Here is a 16835-nt window from a genome sequence, read left to right on the forward strand (position 1 = left end):
AGATCCGGCCACGGGTCCGATGACAGGTCCGGCGACAGGTCTAAACCAATATTTCGACGACCCTTGTCATCGGACCCCCGGGTCTGATGAGCTGGCCCGGGACACAACGGACACCCTGGGAAAGGCAGATGCCGTGAGCAACGAAAGCCTGGCCAACCTGCTCAAGGAAGAGCGCAGGTTCGCACCCCCCGCGGACCTGGCGGCGCACGCCAATGTCACGGCGGAGGCGTATGAGCAGGCCAAGGCTGACCGGCTCGGCTTCTGGGCCGCGCAGGCCCGACGCCTGAGCTGGGCGAAGGAGCCGAGCGAGACGCTGGACTGGTCGAACCCGCCGTTCGCCAAGTGGTTCAAGGACGGCTCGCTCAACGTCGCGTACAACTGCGTGGACCGACATGTCGAGGCGGGCAACGGCGACCGGGTCGCCATCCACTTCGAGGGCGAGCCCGGCGACAGCCGCGCGATCACCTACGCCGAGCTGAAGGACGAGGTCTCCAAGGCCGCGAACGCCCTGCTGGAACTGGGAGTCCAGAAGGGCGACCGGGTCGCCGTCTACATGCCGATGATCCCGGAGACCGCGGTCGCGATGCTGGCCTGCGCGCGCATCGGCGCCGCGCACTCGGTGGTGTTCGGCGGCTTCTCGGCGGACGCGCTCGCGACCCGCATCCAGGACGCGGACGCCAAGGTAGTCATCACCTCGGACGGCGGCTGGCGGCGCGGCAAGCCGTCCGCGCTCAAGCCGGCCGTGGACGACGCGGTCGACCGCCCGGACAGCGGCGTCGAGCACGTGCTCGTGGTCCGGCGTACGGGCCAGGACGTGGCGTGGAACGACGAGCGGGACGTGTGGTGGCACGAGGTCGTCGACCGGCAGTCGACGGAGCACACCCCGGAGGCGTTCGAGGCGGAGCAGCCGCTGTTCATCCTCTACACGTCCGGTACGACGGGTAAGCCCAAGGGCATCCTGCACACCTCCGGCGGCTATCTCACCCAGGCCGCGTACACCCACCACGCGGTCTTCGACCTCAAGCCGGAGACCGACGTCTACTGGTGCACGGCCGACGTCGGCTGGGTCACCGGGCACTCGTACATCGTCTACGGCCCGCTCGCCAACTGCGCGACCCAGGTCATGTACGAGGGCACCCCGGACACCCCGCACCAGGGCCGCTTCTGGGAGATCGTCCAGAAGTACGGGGTGACGATCCTGTACACGGCGCCGACCGCGATCCGTACGTTCATGAAGTGGGGCGACGACATCCCCGCGAAGTTCGACCTGTCCTCGCTGCGCATCCTGGGCTCGGTCGGCGAGCCGATCAACCCCGAGGCGTGGATCTGGTACCGCAAGCACATCGGCGCGGACAGGACGCCGATCGTGGACACCTGGTGGCAGACCGAGACCGGCGCGATGATGATCTCGCCACTGCCGGGCGTGACGCACACCAAGCCCGGTTCCGCGCAGACACCGCTGCCCGGCATCTCCGCGACGGTCGTCGACGACGAGGCGAACGAGGTGCCGAACGGCGGCGGCGGTTACCTGGTCCTCACCGAGCCGTGGCCGTCGATGCTGCGCACGATCTGGGGCGACGACCAGCGGTTCCTGGACACGTACTGGTCGCGCTTCGAGGGCAAGTACTTCGCCGGTGACGGCGCGAAGAGGGACGACGACGGCGACATCTGGCTGCTCGGCCGGGTGGACGACGTGATGCTCGTGTCCGGGCACAACATCTCCACCACCGAGGTCGAGTCGGCGCTCGTCTCCCACCCGTCCGTGGCCGAGGCGGCCGTGGTCGGCGCGGCCGACGAGACGACCGGTCAGGCGATCGTCGCGTTCGTCATCCTGCGCGGCACGGCGAACGCGGAGGACGAGAACCTGGTCAACGACCTGCGCAACCACGTCGGCACGGTCCTCGGCCCGATCGCCAAGCCCAAGCGGGTCCTCCCGGTGGCAGAGCTGCCGAAGACCCGCTCCGGCAAGATCATGCGCCGCCTGCTGCGCGACGTGGCGGAGAACCGTGAGCTGGGGGACGTCACGACTCTGACCGACTCGACGGTCATGTCCCTCATCCAGGAGAAGCTCCCGGCGGCGCCCAGCGAGGACTGAGCAGTACACGGTCCAGCGATGAGGGGTGCCCGGCGCAGCGCGCGCCGGGCACCCCTTTTAGGTAAACTAAGCAAAACGTGACCCTCATGGTGTGCCGGGAAGTCTGGTCGGCGAGTAGTTCCGTCCTGCCCACCGACCGGAGGTCTCCCCGTGACCGCGCCCCGCCCCACTCCCGCCCGCAAGGTGCTCGGACGGTTGTCCCTGCCCGAGCGGAACTTCGTCGCGGAGGCGCTGCGCACCGAGACCGTCGGCGGTGTCCTTCTCCTGATCGCCGCGGTCGCCGCGCTGATCTGGGCGAACGTCCCGGCCCTGCACGACAGTTACGAGAGCGTCAGCCACTTCCACCTGGGCCCCGCCGCCCTCGGCCTGCACCTCTCGATCGCCCACTGGGCCGCCGACGGTCTCCTCGCCGTCTTCTTCTTCGTCGCCGGCATCGAACTCAAGCGCGAACTCGTCGCCGGCGACCTGCGCGACCCGAAAGCCGCCGCCCTGCCCGTCGTAGCGGCCCTGTGCGGGATGGCCGTACCCGCACTTGTCTACACACTCACCAACCTCACCGGCGGCGGCTCCCTGGACGGCTGGGCGGTCCCCACCGCCACCGACATCGCCTTCGCGCTCGCCGTCCTCGCGGTGATCGGCACCTCCCTGCCGAGCGCCCTGCGCGCCTTCCTGCTCACCCTCGCCGTGGTCGACGACCTCTTCGCGATCCTGATCATCGCGATCTTCTTCACCGACCGCATCGACTTCGTGGCACTCGCCGGGGCGGCCATCGGCCTGGCGGTCTTCTGGCTGCTGCTGCGCCGGGGCGTGCGCGGTTGGTACGTGTACGTCCCGCTCGCGCTGGTCATCTGGACGCTGATGTACAACAGCGGCGTCCACGCCACGATCGCCGGTGTCGCAATGGGCCTGATGCTCCGCTGCACCACCCGCGAGGCCGAGGACCACTCCCCCGGCGAGCACGTCGAACATCTCGTACGGCCCCTGTCGGCGGGCCTGGCCGTCCCCCTGTTCGCGCTGTTCAGCGCCGGGGTCGCGATCTCGGACGGCGCGCTCGGGGACGTATTCACCAAGCCCGAGACCCTCGGTGTGGTCCTCGGGTTGGTCGTCGGCAAGGCGGTCGGGATCTTCGGCGGGACCTGGCTGACGGCCCGTTTCACCCGGGCCTCGCTCAGCGACGACCTCGCCTGGGCGGACGTGTTCGCGGTCGCCTCGCTGGCCGGCATCGGCTTCACCGTGTCGCTGCTCATCGGGGAACTCGCGTTCGACGGCGACCCGGTGCTCACCGACGAGGTCAAGGCGGCCGTCCTCGTGGGCTCGCTGATCGCGACCCTGTGCGCGACCGTGTTGCTCAAGCTGCGCAACGCCCGGTACCGCGGGATGTACGAGGACGAGGAGCGCGACGAGGATCTCGACGGCATCCCCGACATCTACGAGCAGGACGACCCGGCGTACCACCTGCGCATGGCCGCACTCCACGACCGCAAGGCCGCCGAGCACCGCGGGATCGCCGCGGAGAAGGCCGCCGAACAGCGGCGCGGGCCCGCCGAAGTGACGGGCGGGGCGGGCGCGGACAAGAACGGTCCGGCATGATCTGACGAGACGGTACAAACACATGCCGGAACACACACATGCGGAAGAGGGAGTACGCGATGAGCGCACCCGACGGCAGCCCGGTCGGCGCCGAACGCAGCATCGGCCAGCTGTTCGCCTCGGCGACGACCGAGATGTCCGCGCTGGTGCACGACGAGATCGCGCTGGCCAAGGCGCAGCTCAAGCAGGACATCAAGCGCGGGGCGGTGGGCAGTGGCGCGTTCACGGTGGCCGCGGTCGTACTGCTGTTCTCCCTGCCGATGCTCAACTTCGCGCTGGCGTACGGCATCCGCACCTGGAGCGGCTGGAACATGGCGCTCTGCTTCCTGCTCTCCTTCGCGGCGAACGTGCTCGTCGCCGTCGTCCTCGGCCTGGTCGGCGTGCTCTTCTTCAAGAAGGCCGCCAAGAGCAAGGGCCCGCAGAAGGTGGCCGCTTCGGTCAAGGAGACCGCCGGAGTCCTGGGCAACGCCAAGCCGCATCCGCGCGCGGCGATCGAGGACCGTGTCCCCGAAGCCATCGAGGCTGTGGCACGCTCGTCCTCATGACGGACCCCGCCCATCCCTGGGCACAACCTGCTTCGGTCGTACGACTCGACATTCCCGGCGGGCGCGAGGTGACCCACCGGGATGTCGCGGCCAACGGCGCGCGCTTCCACATCGCGGAGGTGGGCGACGGGCCGCTGGTGCTGCTGCTGCACGGCTTCCCCCAGTTCTGGTGGACCTGGCGGCACCAGCTGGGCGCGCTGGCCGACGCCGGGTTCCGGGCCGTCGCCATGGACCTGCGGGGCGTCGGCGGCAGCGACCGCACCCCGCGCGGCTACGACCCGGCCAACCTCGCCCTCGACATCACCGGCGTGATCCGCTCCCTCGGCGAGCCCGACGCCGCGCTCGTAGGCCACGACCTCGGCGGCTATCTGGCCTGGACGGCCGCCGCGATGCGCCCCAAGCTGGTGCGCCGGCTCGCGGTCTCCTCGATGCCGCACCCCCGGCGCTGGCGCAACGCGATGCTGTCCGACGTCAGGCAGTCCGCGGCGAGTTCCTACATCTGGGGGTTCCAGCGACCCTGGCTGCCCGAGCGGCAACTGATCGCCGAGGACGCCGAGTTGGTGGGCAAGCTGATCCGGGACTGGTCCGGCGCGCAACTGCCGGACGACGACGCGATCGAGGCGTACCGGCGGGCGATGCTGATCCCGTCGACCGCGCACTGCTCGATCGAGCCGTACCGCTGGATGGTGCGGTCGATGGCACGCCCGGACGGCATCCAGTTCAACCGGCGCATGAAGCGGCCGGTGCGGGTGCCGACGCTGCATCTGCACGGCTCGCTGGACCCGGTGCTGCGCACCCGCAGCGCGGCGGGATCCGGGGAGTACGTCGAAGCGCCGTACCGCTGGCGGCTGTTCGACGGTCTCGGGCACTTCCCGCACGAGGAGGATCCGGTGGCCTTCTCGACCGAACTGGTCAACTGGCTCAAGGATCCCGAACCCGATCGGTGACCGATGAGTGACCGTTCCGCCGCGCCCGGTATCCGGATATGAACACCTGTACTACGAACGGCTACTTGCCCCGCGCATACGTCAATTGGGCCCCCAAGGGGCGGTTATCGACCTTGGGGCAGGGGCAGACGTCGGGGTATGGGCTGGACGCACGACTACAGTGACGCAGCACGCAATCGCCGCTCGGACCACGGTCCGGGCTCCCACCAGCGAGGCGCCCCGCAACTCCAGGGCACAGACCTCAGGGTGGGGATCCCGCGCATTCTGCGCCGCCGGGCCCGCTGGGTCTCGGTACGGCTGCGTCATCCACGGGGTTAGCCACTTCATACCGCGTCAGAGCGCGCAACTGTCGCTGTCCACCTGCTCGTTGGCACTGCGCCCCTTGACGATGTCCTCCTGGATCTCGTCGGCGGTGAGCGCGTACCCGGTGTCGGGGTCGTCCAGGGACTTCGCGAAGACCACGCCGTACACCTTGCCCTCGGGCGTGAGCAGCGGGCCGCCGGAGTTGCCCTGGCGGACGGTCGCGTAGAGCGAGTACACATCGCGGCGGACCGTGCCGCGGTGGTAGATGTCCGGGCCGTTGGCCGTGATGCGGCCACGCACGCGTGCCGCCCGGACGTCGTACGACCCGTTCTCCGGGAAGCCGGCGACGATCGCGCTGTTGCCGCTGTCCGCGTCCTTGGTGGCGAACTGTAGGGAGCGCGCCTTCAGGTCCGGTACGTCGAGTACGGCGATGTCGCGGTGCCAGTCGTAGAGGACGACCTTGGCGTCGTACTTGCGGCCCACGCCGCCTATCTGGACCGTGGGTTCGTCGACCCCGCCCACGACGTGCGCGTTGGTCATGACACGGCGGTCGCCGAAGACGAAGCCGCTGCCCTCCAGGACCTTGCCGCAGCTCTGGGCGGTGCCCATGACCTTGACGATGGACTGCTGGGCGCGGGTGGCGACCGCGCTGGAGGCGAGGGCCGGGTCGGGCGGCTGGACGTCGTTGATCGGCTCGTTCGCGAACGGGCTGAAGACCTGCGGGAAGCCGTTCTGCGCGAGGACCGAGGAGAAGTCCGCGAACCAGGTGTCGGCCTGCGCGGGCAGCGCCCGGGACACCCCCAGCAGCACCTTGGAGCTGCGGACCTCCTTGCCGAGCGTCGGCAGGGTGGTGCCGGCCAGCGCCGAGCCGATCAGCCAGGCCACCAGGAGCATCGCGAGAACGTTGACCAGGGCGCCGCCGGTCGCGTCCAGGGCGCGGGCCGGGGACCAGGTGATGTACCGGCGCAGCTTGTTGCCGAGGTGCGTGGTCAGGGCCTGGCCGACGGAGGCGCAGACGATGACGACGACGACCGCGACGACGGCCGCGGTGGTGGAGACCTCCGCGTTGTCGGTCAGCGCGTCCCAGACGACGGGCAGCGTGTAGACAGCGACGAGACCACCGCCCAGGAAGCCGATCACCGACAGGATGCCGACGACGAACCCCTGGCGATAGCCCACGATCGCGAACCACACGGCGGCGACCAGCAACAGGATGTCCAGCACATTCACGACGGACACCTTGTCATGACCGCCAGTCGAGGGGGACCTGCTTCTCGCGGTCCCAGGGGCGCTCCCAGCCCGAGTAGTGCAGCAGGCGGTCGATGACTCCGGCCGTGAAACCCCAGACAAGTGCCGATTCGACCAGAAATGCCGGACCCAGGAAGCCGCTGGGGTGCGACACCGTGACCCTGTTGGCCGGATCCGTGAGATCCGCCACGGGGACCGTGAACACCCGGGCCGTCTCGTTCGGATCGACCACCCCGACCGGTGTCGGCTCCCGCCACCAGCCCAGCACCGGCGACACGACGAAGCCGCTCACCGGGATGTACAGCTTGGGCAGCACCCCGAAGAGCTGCACTCCGGCGGGGTCGAGCCCGGTCTCCTCCTCGGCCTCGCGGAGAGCGGCCCGCAGCGGGCCGTCGCCCGTCGGGTCGCCGTCCTCGGGGTCGAGGGCACCGCCCGGGAAGGACGGCTGCCCCGCGTGGGAGCGCAGCGAACTCGACCGCTCCATGAGCAGCAGCTCGGGCCCCCGGTCGCCCTCCCCGAAGAGGATCAGCACCGCGGACTGCCGGCCCGCGCCGTCCTCCGGTGGCAGGAACCGGCTCAGCTGGAGCGGCTCGACCGTCTCCACCGCGTGCACCACCGGGTCCAGCCAGCCCGGCAGGCCCTCCTTGCTGAGCCCCACACCCTGGGCATTGCTCGCGCGCGTCATCCCCCACCCCCGTTCACACCGATCAACGCCCGGTACCTCCGAGATCGTTCCGTCATCCGGCCCCCGATGCGGGCGCCATGGCCGCTGTCATGGCCACCGCCACGGCCGCCGTCATGCCGATCCCAGCGGCGGCGCCGGTTTGCCGCCCGCGTCCAGATAGGCCTGCGGAGGGTTGAGGCGCTGGCCCGGATAGCCGCCCTTCTCGTACTTGAGCAGCTTCTTCGCCTTCTCCGGGTCGGTCTCGCCCTCGCCGTACGCCGGGCACAGCGGCGCGATGGGGCAGGCGCCGCAGGCGGGCTTGCGGGCGTGGCAGATGCGGCGGCCGTGGAAGATCACGTGGTGCGAGAGCATCGTCCAGTCGCTCTTCGGGAAGAGCGCTCCCACGGCGGCCTCGATCTTGTCGGGCTCGGTCGCCTCGGTCCACTTCCAGCGCCGTACGAGCCGCTGGAAGTGCGTGTCCACGGTGATGCCGGGGCGTCCGAAGGCGTTGCCCAGCACCACGAAGGCGGTCTTGCGGCCGACACCGGGCAGCTTGACGAGGTCTTCGAGCCGCCCCGGGACCTCACCGCCGAAGTCCTCGACGAGGGCCTTGGAGAGCCCTATCACCGACTTCGTCTTGGCCCGGAAGAACCCGGTCGGCCGGAGGATCTCCTCGACCTGCTCCGGGGCGGCGACGGCCAGGTCCTCCGGGGTCGGGTACTTGGCGAACAGGGCCGGGGTCGTCTGGTTGACCCTGAGGTCGGTGGTCTGGGCGGACAGGACCGTGGCCACCACGAGCTGGAAGGGGTTCTCGAAGTCGAGCTCCGGGTGGGCGTACGGATAGATCTCGGCCAGCTCGCGGTTGATCCGGCGGGCACGGCGGACCAGGGCGGTGTGCGACTCGCCCTTCACAGCAACCACGTCTTTTGCCCCCTTTGCCGCTTTCTTGCCGCCGTCAGGGCGCTGTTCGCCCACGGCGGAATCACGAGGTACAGCCATCCGCCCAGCCCCCTTGGCCTGTGCTCTCACCGGCGATTTGGACACCCGGCCAGCCTAGAGCCCGCCACTGACATCCGCCCCGGACCCCGAAGATCAGCCCCCAATTGGACCCCTGCCGCTTACCTCGGGACACCTGTGCGGCATCCTTGTGACAGATCACACTGTTTGGACGGTCCGGCAAAATGGGGAGCACGGTCCCCTGGTACCAAGGGGGAGCACCATCCCCTGAGCAGGTCGACAAGGAGAGAACTCGTGGACGACGTTCTGCGGCGCGCCCCGCTCTTCGCGGCGCTCGATGACGATCAGGCCGCGGAGCTGCGCGCCTCCATGAGTGAGGTGACCCTCGCGCGCGGGGACTCGCTCTTTCACGAGGGCGACCCGGGCGACCGGCTCTACGTGGTCACCGAGGGCAAGGTGAAGCTCCACCGCACCTCCCCCGACGGCCGCGAGAACATGCTGGCCGTCCTCGGCCCCGGCGAGCTGATCGGCGAGCTGTCGCTGTTCGACCCGGGCCCGCGCACGGCCACCGCCAGCGCGCTCACCGAGGTCAAGCTGCTCGGCCTCGGCCACGGCGACCTCCAGCCCTGGCTGAGCGCCCGCCCCGAGGTGGCCTCCGCGCTGCTGCGCGCGGTCGCCCGCCGGCTGCGCAAGACCAACGACGCGATGTCCGACCTCGTCTTTTCGGACGTCCCCGGCCGCGTGGCCCGCGCCCTGCTGGACCTCTCCCGCCGCTTCGGCGTGCAGTCCGAGGAGGGCATCCACGTGGTGCACGACCTCACGCAGGAGGAGCTGGCCCAGCTGGTCGGCGCGTCCCGCGAGACGGTCAACAAGGCCCTCGCCGACTTCGCGGGCCGCGGCTGGCTCCGCCTGGAGGCCCGCGCGGTGATCCTGCTGGACGTCGAACGGCTGGCGAAGCGCTCGCGCTAGATCGAATCGCACGTCTTCTTGACGCACGTCTTCTTACTGAAGGGCCCTGCTACGGCGGGGTCCTTCGCGTGTAGGGCCCTGTCGCGGCGGGGCCTTTCGTGTATCGCCGGGTGGGGACCCAAGGGGTGGGGATGAACGAGGACAAGGCGCCGGAGTCGGTCTGGGAGCACTCCTGGTGGCGCAGATCGGCGCGCCGGCTGTGGCGGACGCCGACCGAGAAGGTCGACGCGGCCGGCAAGCCGTTGGGCCTGTGGCTGACGGACGACACCGTCGCCGTCGTCCATGCGGACCGCGTACAGGCCTACAGGGCGACCACGGGCGAGCCGCTGTGGACCTGGCGGCCACCCGGCGGGCAGATCGTCGGACGGGCGTCGGCGGCCGCCGAGGACGGCGTGGGGACGGTGCTGCACCACGACGACGGAATCCTGGGCGGGGAGCGCGTCGGCATCACCTCACTGGCCGTCGACACGGGCGAGGTCCTGCGGCACCGGGAGCAGGACGCGGAGCCGCTCGGATTCCACCCGTCCGAGACCGCCGTCGGCGGAGGCCTCGTCGCGGCGGCCGTCGCCTCCTGGAAGGGCCACGAACTGACGCTGCGCACCCTCGACGTGGACACGGGCGGAATCCGGCGCGAACTGACCCTCGGGGACAGGCGCTTCTCGGAGCCGTCCGTCGTCGGCGCACGGCCCTTCGTGGCGCGTGTGCGGGCCCGCGGCGCGCGCGGCGGGCCCCAGCTGCTCCTGCTGGACGACTACCGGAAGGAGCCCGTGACGCTCGCGCTGCCGGCCGGACAGGACCGGTTCGGCAAGAGGGTCGCCGTGACCGGTGACGTCCTCGCGGTGGAGCTGGTGCCCGCCCATGAGGACGCGGGCGCCTGGCTCGGGGCGTTCTCCATGTCCTCGGGCGAGCTTCTGTGGGAGTGGCAGAGCAAGGGCAGCTACCTGGTTCCCCTCGCCCACCGCGGCTGGCTCCTGGTCCTGCACCGATACGGCGGCCGGCTGAGCGTGCTCGATCCCGCCGACGGCCGGGTCGTGGCCCGCCGCAGGCTGCCCGGAGACGCTTTCGATCCGCTGCTCGCCGCGACCGGTGACATGATCGCGGTGGCGTGCGGGTACAGCGGGGAAACCCGTCGGCTCCGTGTGTTCCGCTGGCGATGACCTTGTTGGCGGCAGGCGAAAACGCTCCCCCGGAGCCCATCTCCCGGCACAGTGATCCCATGGCCGCAACCGTTGACCACAGAGGGCTGGACGCTCAGGGATACATCGAGCGCGAGGGCTCCTTGGGGCGTGTCCCGCACGTCTTCCGACCGGTCGTCGCCGCCGCGCGGGACCGGCTGCTCGACGTCTACGGGGGACGCCTCGACAGCGCTTACCTCTACGGGTCGATCCCGCGCGGCACCGCGCGCGTGGGGCGCAGCGATCTGGACCTGCTCGTGGCGACCCGGCGGGAGCCGACCGAGGAGGACCGGGACGCGGCCCGCACCCTGGGCGAGGCGCTCGACAAGGAGTTCCCGGAGATCGACGGCGTCGGCATCCTCCTGTACGGCCGCACACGGCTGCTGAGCGAGCCGGAGACGTACGACCTGGGGTGGTTCGTCGCGTGCCTGTGCACACCGCTGCTCGGGGAGGACCTCGCCGAGTACCTGCCCCGCTACCGCCCGGACTCGCTCCTCGCCCGGGAGACCAACGGCGACCTGGCGCTGCTGCTACTCCGCTGGCGTGAGCGGATCGCCGCCTCCGAGGACACCGACGAGGCCCGCAGGCTCCTCGTCCGCTTCATGTCCCGGCATCTGGTCCGTACCGGCTTCACTCTGGTCATGCCTCGCTGGAACGGCTGGACCAGCGACCTCGGGGAGATGGCCGAGGCGTTCGGCGCGTACTACCCCGGGCGGGCGGAGGAACTGCGCGAGGCAGCGGCACTGGGTTGCGAACCGACCGGCGACGCGCGCGTGCTGCGGTCGTACGTCGACGATCTCGGCCCGTGGCTGGCCGAGGAGTACGCGCGCGTGCACGGCATCAAGGCACCGCGCCCGGACGACAAGGCCTAGATCAGACCGTGTTCCCTCAGGTACTCCAGCTGGGCGCGCACCGACAGTTCCGCCGCCGGCCACAGTGAGCGGTCGACGTCCGCGTACACGTGGGCGACGACCTCGGCCGGGCTCCGGTGGCCGTTCTCCACGGCCGTCTCGATCTGGGCGAGCCGGTGGGCGCGGTGGGCGAGATAGAACTCGACGGCGCCCTGGGCGTCCTCCAGGACCGGTCCGTGGCCCGGCAGGACCGTGTGGACGCCGTCGTCGACCGTGAGCGACCGCAGCCGCCGCAGCGAGTCCAGATAGTCGCCCAGGCGGCCGTCAGGATGCGCCACCACGGTCGTACCGCGCCCCAGGACGGTGTCTCCCGTCAGGACGGCCTGATCGGCCGGGAGATGGAAGCACAGGGAGTCCCCGGTGTGCCCGGGCGTCGACACGACGACGAGTTCCAGGCCGCCGACCCGGATGACGTTCCCGGCGGCGAGACCCTCGTCCCCGAGGCGCAGCGCCGGGTCGAGCGCGCGGACCTTGGTGTCCGTCAGTCCGGAGAAGCGGACGGCGCCTTCCGCGTGGTCGGGGTGTCCGTGCGTGAGCAGGGTGAGGGCGATCCGCTTGCCCGCCTTCTCGGCGGTGTCGACGACGTTGCGCAGATGCCCCTCGTCCAGGGGCCCCGGGTCGATCACCACGGCCAGCTCGGAGTCGGGCTCCGAGACGATCCAGGTGTTGGTCCCGTCCAGGGTCATCGCGGACGCGTTGGGCGCGAGGACGTTCACGGCACGCGCGGTGGCGGGGCCGGTGAGGACCCCGCCCCGTGGCTGGCCGGGAAGCGCGGCTGCGTCGGTCATGCGGGGGCTCCACCGGTCGGGAGGTCGGTCGGGAGGTCGGTGGCGATGTGCTTGGTGAACTCCTCGTGGCCCGGCCAGGAGAGGACGATCTCGCCGTCCGCCAGGCGGGCCTGTGCGAGGACGGGCGTCAGATCGCGCTCCGCGGCCGACGACAGGGCCTCGGCCGCGCTGCCGTACGGGATGAGTCCGCGCAGGGTCGCGATGGTCGGCGGCATCATCGTGAGGTCGCCCTTGTCGTACCCGGCGGCCGCCTCGCCGGGGGCGATCCACACCGTGTGGTCGGCCTCCGTGGAGGCGTTGCGGGTGCGCTGCCCCTCCGGGAGGACGGCCACGAAGAACCAGGTGTCATAGCGGCGGGTCTCGAACTCCGGGGTGATCCAGCGGGCCCAGGCACCCAGCAGGTCGGAGCGCAGCACCAGGCCCCGCCGGTCGAGGAACTCGGCGAAGGACAGGTCCCGGGCGACCAGGGCGGCGCGGTCCGCCTCCCAGGCCTCGCCCGTGGTGTCGCCGACCACGGAGTCGGGGGTGGGTCCGGCGAGCAGGACGCCGGCCTCCTCGTACGTCTCCCGGACGGCCGCGCAGACGATCGCCTGGGCGGCCGTCTCGTCGACGCCGAGCCGGTTCGCCCACCACGCGCGCGTGGGGCCCGCCCAGCGGACGTGACGGTCGTCGTCGCGCGGGTCCACACCACCGCCCGGATACGCGTACGCGCCCCCGGCGAAGGCCATAGAGGCGCGTCTGCGCAGCATGTGGACGGCGGGACCGGTGTCCGTGTCCTTCAGGAGCAGCACGGTGGCCGCCCGTCTGGGCACGACCGGAGTGAGCGCGCCGTCGGCGAGCGCGCGGATGCGCTCGGGCCACTCCGCCGGGTACCACTGACCGTTCGCCATGGGCGGAGGCTATCCCGTAGCGCGCGGATGTTCGAGAGGCAACAACGCGCACCCCGGGGCAGCGACAACGGCCGATCACACACCCCAGGACTGCGACAACACCTGACCACGCACCCGGGACGGCGACAACGCCCGATCACGCACTCCGGGACAGCCATTACGCCCGATCACGCACCCGGGACGGCGAACACCGTGGTTACGCCTGCGTCAGCTCCACCTGGATCTCGACCTCGACCGGCGAGTCCAGCGGCAGCACCGCCACGCCGACCGCGCTGCGCGCGTGCACGCCCTTGTCGCCGAGGACCTCACCGAGGAGTTCGCTGGCGCCGTTGACGACACCGGGCTGGCCGGTGAAGTCGGGGGCCGAGGCGACGAAGCCGACGACCTTCACCACGCGCGCGACGCGATCGAGGTCACCGGTGACGGACTTCACGGCAGCGAGGGCGTTCAGCGCGCAGGTGCGGGCCAGTTCCTTGGCCTCCTCCGCGGTGACCTCGGCGCCCACCTTGCCGGTGACCGGGAGCTTGCCGTCCACCATGGGCAGTTGGCCGGAGGTGTACACGTAGACACCGCTCTGCACGGCGGGCTGGTACGCGGCGAGCGGCGGGACGACCGCCGGCAGGGTCAGGCCGAGTTCGGCCAGCCGGGCCTCGACGGCGCTCATGCCTTCTCCCGCTTGAGGTAGGCCACCAGCTGCTCGGGGTTGTTCGGCCCGGGCACGACCTGGACGAGCTCCCAGCCGTCCTCGCCCCAGGTGTCCAGAATCTGCTTCGTGGCGTGGACGAGCAGCGGTACGGTCGAGTATTCCCACTTGGTCATGCGGCCGACTTTAGCGGCTGCGAACCGGCCGTCCGCGGTCGCGTTGTCCACAGCCTCTGGCTTGGTTCGGGCGCGGACTGGTTAGGCTCGAAGACGTGAGCAGGCTCCAGGTCGTCAGTGGCAAGGGCGGTACCGGCAAGACCACGGTGGCCGCGGCCCTCGCGCTGGCCCTGGCCACCGAGGGGAAGCGGACGCTTCTCGTCGAGGTCGAGGGTCGCCAGGGCATCGCGCAGCTCTTCGAGACGGAGACGCTGCCCTATGAGGAGCGGAAGATCGCCGTCGCTCCTGGGGGCGGGGAGGTGTACGCGCTGGCCATCGACCCCGAACTGGCCCTTCTGGACTACCTCCAGATGTTCTACAAACTGGGCGGCGCGGGCCGCGCCCTGAAGAAACTCGGCGCGATCGACTTCGCCACCACGGTCGCGCCCGGCCTCAGGGACGTACTCCTGACCGGCAAGGCGTGCGAGGCGGTACGGCGCAAGGACAAGAGCGGGCGGTTCGCCTACGACTACGTCGTGATGGACGCCCCGCCGACCGGCCGCATCACCCGCTTCCTGAACGTCAACGACGAGGTCGCCGGGCTCGCGAAGATCGGCCCGATACACAATCAGGCGCAGGCGGTGATGCGGGTCCTGAAGTCCCCCGAGACGGAGGTCCACCTGGTGACGCTCCTGGAGGAGATGCCCGTCCAGGAGACTGCCGACGGCATCGCCGAACTCCGGGCGGCTCGGCTGCCGGTGGGCCGGATCATCGTCAACATGGTGCGGCCCGAGGTGCTGGACACGGCCGACCTGGATCTCGTACGGGCCGTGCCGCGCACCGCCGTCGCGCAGTCGCTGTCGGCCGCCGGGCTCGGCGGGGCGCGGCGCGGCGGCAATGCCGAGAAGCTGGTGGACCCGCTGCTCGCGCAGGCGGAGGAGTACGCCGCGCGGTACGCCCTGGAGCACGATCAGCGGGCCGTGCTGGGCGCGCTGGACCTGCCGTTGCACGAACTGCCGTTGCTCGCCGAGGGCATGGATCTGGCGGGCCTGTACGAACTCGCCACCGAGCTGCGGAAGCAGGGGATGTCATGAGCCCGGAACCGGCCCGCGCACAGGACACCGCCGACGACTCCCGCTCACAGGGCACCCGCCCCCACCACATCTCCCCCGCGCGCGTGCTCGACGTCGACCCGCTGCTCGACGACCCGGAGACCCGCATCGTGGTGTGCTGCGGCTCGGGCGGGGTCGGCAAGACGACCACCGCGGCGGCGCTCGGGCTGCGGGCGGCCGAGCGGGGGCGCCGGGTCGTCGTCCTGACCATCGACCCGGCCCGCAGGCTCGCCCAGTCCATGGGCATCGACTCGTTGGACAACACCCCGAGGCGGGTGAAGGACGTCGACGGGGACGGCGAACTGCACGCCATGATGCTCGACATGAAGCGCACCTTCGACGAGATCGTCGAGGCGCACGCGGACCGCGAGCGGGCCGCCGCGATCCTGAACAACCCCTTCTACCAGTCGCTCTCGGCGGGCTTCGCGGGCACGCAGGAGTACATGGCGATGGAGAAGCTGGGCCAGTTGCGGGCCCAGCACGACTGGGACCTGATCGTGGTGGACACCCCGCCGTCCCGCTCGGCCCTGGACTTCCTGGACGCGCCGAAACGTCTCGGCTCGTTCCTGGACGGCAAGTTGATCCGGCTGTTGACCGCGCCGGCGAAGCTGGGCGGCCGGGCCGGGATGAAGTTCCTCAATGTCGGCATGTCGATGATGACCGGCACCCTGGGCAAGCTGCTCGGGGGTCAACTCCTCAAGGACATCCAGACGTTCATCTCCGCGATGGACACCACCTTCGGCGGTTTCCGCACCCGCGCGGACGCGACGTACAAGCTGCTACAGGCTCCCGGGACGGCGTTCCTGGTGGTCGCGGCCCCGGAGCGGGACGCGCTGCGGGAAGCCGCGTACTTCGTGGAGCGGCTGGCGGCTGAGGACATGCCGCTGGCCGGTCTGGTGCTCAACCGGGTGCACGGCAGCGGAGCCGCCCGGCTGTCGGCCGAGCGGGCACTCGCCGCCGCGGAAAATCTTGAGGAGTCCCGCATTGTCGATCAGGTGGGCGGGAAAGCTGGACTTCGTAACTCTCCCGACACGTACGGCAGTTCAGAATCTTCCAGTCCCAGATCTTCCGGTACCAGATCTCCCGGTTCCCGGGCAGCGGCTCGTGACGAAGGCTCCCCCGCCACCACGGACGACGAGCGCCCCGCCGACAAGCGACCCGACGACGAGCCATCCGTCGACCGACTCACCGCAGGCCTGCTGAGACTGCATGCCGACCGGATGCGGCTGCTCTCCCGCGAGCAGCGCACACGCGACCGCTTCACCGCGCGCCACCCCGAGGTGGCCGTCGCCGAAGTGGCCGCGCTGCCCGGCGACGTGCACGACCTCGCGGGGCTGCGGGACATCGGGAACCGGCTCGCGGCCGGTCGGCCGGAGCTGCCCGAGACGACGGTCTGACGCCCACGACGAAGGTCCGACGCGCGGCCCCGGGGATCGCCCGGGGTCGATCGGCCCCTACGGGGACGGGCGTCAGCCCACCGCCGCGTAGTTCTCGTAGATCTCGTCGTCGTCGAGGGGGATGATGCCGACCCCTCGCTCGTACTCGATGCGCGCGGTCTCCAGTAGCCGGCGCCATGAAGTGACAGTGGGCCGCCTGCGCAGCAGTGCGCGGCGCTCCCGCTCCGTCATGCCTCCCCACACGCCGAATTCGACGCGGTTGTCGAGCGCATCGGCGAGGCACTCCGTGCGTACCGGACATCCGGTGCACACTGCCTTCGCCCTGTTCTGCGCTGCTCCTTGAACGAACAGTTCATCCGGATCGGTAGTGCGGCAGGCCGCCTGCGCACTCCAGTCGGTTACCCAGCCCATACCGGCGCCGTCCTCTCCCGAATCGAGGCTCCCCC

At 70.7% G+C, this 16835-nt stretch carries 18 protein-coding genes; 10 read left to right on the top strand and 8 right to left on the bottom strand.

The window, feature by feature from the left end; all coding sequences use genetic code 11:
* Positions 1–133: 133 nt before the first annotated feature.
* From acs to ACWIHT_RS25515, 5 genes are all read left to right on the top strand, one after another.
* Positions 134–2095 (top strand): acetate--CoA ligase, encoded by a 1962-nt coding sequence (acs, locus tag ACWIHT_RS25495; RefSeq protein WP_456170544.1) that lies wholly within the window; start codon positions 134–136, stop codon positions 2093–2095.
* Between the two features lie 150 nt (positions 2096–2245).
* Positions 2246–3685: a Na+/H+ antiporter NhaA gene (gene nhaA / locus ACWIHT_RS25500; RefSeq protein ID WP_456170545.1), complete on the top strand. Its 1440-nt coding sequence runs from the start codon at positions 2246–2248 to the stop codon at positions 3683–3685.
* A 59-nt stretch (positions 3686–3744) separates the two neighbouring features.
* Positions 3745–4230 (top strand): phage holin family protein, encoded by a 486-nt coding sequence (locus ACWIHT_RS25505; protein ID WP_456170547.1) that lies wholly within the window; start codon positions 3745–3747, stop codon positions 4228–4230.
* A complete protein-coding gene (locus ACWIHT_RS25510) occupies positions 4227–5177 on the top strand; it encodes an alpha/beta fold hydrolase (protein ID WP_456170549.1) in 951 nt (316 codons plus the stop codon). The genes ACWIHT_RS25505 and ACWIHT_RS25510 overlap by 4 nt, the downstream gene beginning before the upstream one ends.
* 138 nt (positions 5178–5315) lie before the next feature.
* On the top strand, positions 5316–5495 hold the full coding sequence (locus ACWIHT_RS25515; protein ID WP_078532502.1) for a hypothetical protein: 180 nt from the start codon (positions 5316–5318) through the stop codon (positions 5493–5495).
* A 15-nt stretch (positions 5496–5510) separates the two neighbouring features.
* Here ACWIHT_RS25515 and ACWIHT_RS25520 read toward each other — a convergent pair whose 3' ends face one another.
* The 3 genes from ACWIHT_RS25520 to nth form a co-directional block, all read right to left on the bottom strand.
* Complete coding sequence (locus tag ACWIHT_RS25520; RefSeq protein ID WP_456170551.1) at positions 5511–6710, bottom strand: MarP family serine protease; 1200 nt, start codon at positions 6708–6710, stop codon at positions 5511–5513.
* 13 nt (positions 6711–6723) lie between these two features.
* Positions 6724–7413 (bottom strand): NUDIX hydrolase, encoded by a 690-nt coding sequence (locus ACWIHT_RS25525; RefSeq protein ID WP_200714399.1) that lies wholly within the window; start codon positions 7411–7413, stop codon positions 6724–6726.
* Positions 7414–7524: 111 nt separating this feature from the next.
* Positions 7525–8391, bottom strand: coding sequence for an endonuclease III (nth, locus tag ACWIHT_RS25530; RefSeq protein ID WP_456170553.1), 867 nt, complete (start codon positions 8389–8391; stop codon positions 7525–7527).
* Between the two features lie 252 nt (positions 8392–8643).
* Between nth and ACWIHT_RS25535 the strand changes: the two genes are divergently transcribed.
* From ACWIHT_RS25535 to ACWIHT_RS25545, 3 genes are all read left to right on the top strand, one after another.
* Positions 8644–9318 (top strand): Crp/Fnr family transcriptional regulator, encoded by a 675-nt coding sequence (locus tag ACWIHT_RS25535; RefSeq protein ID WP_019063754.1) that lies wholly within the window; start codon positions 8644–8646, stop codon positions 9316–9318.
* A 131-nt stretch (positions 9319–9449) separates the two neighbouring features.
* Complete coding sequence (locus tag ACWIHT_RS25540; RefSeq protein ID WP_456170555.1) at positions 9450–10475, top strand: outer membrane protein assembly factor BamB family protein; 1026 nt, start codon at positions 9450–9452, stop codon at positions 10473–10475.
* Between the two features lie 59 nt (positions 10476–10534).
* Complete coding sequence (locus ACWIHT_RS25545) at positions 10535–11365, top strand: nucleotidyltransferase domain-containing protein (protein WP_456170557.1); 831 nt, start codon at positions 10535–10537, stop codon at positions 11363–11365.
* Here the strand turns inward: ACWIHT_RS25545 and ACWIHT_RS25550 are convergent.
* From ACWIHT_RS25550 to ACWIHT_RS25565, 4 genes are all read right to left on the bottom strand, one after another.
* Positions 11362–12192 (bottom strand): MBL fold metallo-hydrolase, encoded by an 831-nt coding sequence (locus ACWIHT_RS25550; protein ID WP_456170559.1) that lies wholly within the window; start codon positions 12190–12192, stop codon positions 11362–11364. The genes ACWIHT_RS25545 and ACWIHT_RS25550 overlap by 4 nt on opposite strands.
* Positions 12189–13082 (bottom strand): NUDIX hydrolase, encoded by an 894-nt coding sequence (locus tag ACWIHT_RS25555; RefSeq protein ID WP_456170560.1) that lies wholly within the window; start codon positions 13080–13082, stop codon positions 12189–12191. Before ACWIHT_RS25555 ends, ACWIHT_RS25550 begins: the two co-directional genes overlap by 4 nt.
* A 196-nt stretch (positions 13083–13278) precedes the next feature.
* Complete coding sequence (locus ACWIHT_RS25560) at positions 13279–13746, bottom strand: RidA family protein (RefSeq protein ID WP_456170562.1); 468 nt, start codon at positions 13744–13746, stop codon at positions 13279–13281.
* Positions 13743–13901: a DUF4177 domain-containing protein gene (locus ACWIHT_RS25565; protein WP_019063748.1), complete on the bottom strand. Its 159-nt coding sequence runs from the start codon at positions 13899–13901 to the stop codon at positions 13743–13745. The genes ACWIHT_RS25560 and ACWIHT_RS25565 overlap by 4 nt, the downstream gene beginning before the upstream one ends.
* 95 nt (positions 13902–13996) lie before the next feature.
* On the opposite strand from ACWIHT_RS25565, the gene ACWIHT_RS25570 reads away from it, so the two are divergent.
* Both ACWIHT_RS25570 and ACWIHT_RS25575 read left to right on the top strand, forming a co-directional pair.
* Positions 13997–14974: an ArsA-related P-loop ATPase gene (locus tag ACWIHT_RS25570; protein WP_456170564.1), complete on the top strand. Its 978-nt coding sequence runs from the start codon at positions 13997–13999 to the stop codon at positions 14972–14974.
* On the top strand, positions 14971–16389 hold the full coding sequence (locus ACWIHT_RS25575) for an ArsA family ATPase (protein ID WP_456170566.1): 1419 nt from the start codon (positions 14971–14973) through the stop codon (positions 16387–16389). The genes ACWIHT_RS25570 and ACWIHT_RS25575 overlap by 4 nt, the downstream gene beginning before the upstream one ends.
* A 72-nt stretch (positions 16390–16461) precedes the next feature.
* On the opposite strand, the gene wblA is transcribed toward ACWIHT_RS25575, so the two are convergent.
* On the bottom strand, positions 16462–16800 hold the full coding sequence (gene wblA / locus ACWIHT_RS25580; protein ID WP_019063745.1) for a transcriptional regulator WblA: 339 nt from the start codon (positions 16798–16800) through the stop codon (positions 16462–16464).
* Positions 16801–16835 lie beyond the last annotated feature (35 nt).

It is taken from the genome of Streptomyces sp. NPDC002276 (assembly GCF_053891435.1).

Excerpts from the sequence above, each read along its gene's own strand:
- ACWIHT_RS25505 (WP_456170547.1), top strand. The coding sequence starts at position 3,745 with ATGAGCGCACCCGACGGCAGCCCGGTCGGCGCCGAACGCAGCATCGGC.
- ACWIHT_RS25510 (WP_456170549.1), top strand. The coding sequence starts at position 4,227 with ATGACGGACCCCGCCCATCCCTGGGCACAACCTGCTTCGGTCGTACGA.
- ACWIHT_RS25515 (WP_078532502.1), top strand. The coding sequence starts at position 5,316 with ATGGGCTGGACGCACGACTACAGTGACGCAGCACGCAATCGCCGCTCG.
- ACWIHT_RS25525 (WP_200714399.1), bottom strand. The coding sequence starts at position 7,413 with ATGACGCGCGCGAGCAATGCCCAGGGTGTGGGGCTCAGCAAGGAGGGC.
- nth (WP_456170553.1), bottom strand. The coding sequence starts at position 8,391 with ATGGCTGTACCTCGTGATTCCGCCGTGGGCGAACAGCGCCCTGACGGC.
- ACWIHT_RS25540 (WP_456170555.1), top strand. The coding sequence starts at position 9,450 with ATGAACGAGGACAAGGCGCCGGAGTCGGTCTGGGAGCACTCCTGGTGG.
- ACWIHT_RS25545 (WP_456170557.1), top strand. The coding sequence starts at position 10,535 with ATGGCCGCAACCGTTGACCACAGAGGGCTGGACGCTCAGGGATACATC.
- ACWIHT_RS25550 (WP_456170559.1), bottom strand. The coding sequence starts at position 12,192 with ATGACCGACGCAGCCGCGCTTCCCGGCCAGCCACGGGGCGGGGTCCTC.
- ACWIHT_RS25555 (WP_456170560.1), bottom strand. The coding sequence starts at position 13,082 with ATGGCGAACGGTCAGTGGTACCCGGCGGAGTGGCCCGAGCGCATCCGC.
- ACWIHT_RS25560 (WP_456170562.1), bottom strand. The coding sequence starts at position 13,746 with ATGAGCGCCGTCGAGGCCCGGCTGGCCGAACTCGGCCTGACCCTGCCG.
- ACWIHT_RS25565 (WP_019063748.1), bottom strand. The coding sequence starts at position 13,901 with ATGACCAAGTGGGAATACTCGACCGTACCGCTGCTCGTCCACGCCACG.
- ACWIHT_RS25575 (WP_456170566.1), top strand. The coding sequence starts at position 14,971 with ATGAGCCCGGAACCGGCCCGCGCACAGGACACCGCCGACGACTCCCGC.
- wblA (WP_019063745.1), bottom strand. The coding sequence starts at position 16,800 with ATGGGCTGGGTAACCGACTGGAGTGCGCAGGCGGCCTGCCGCACTACC.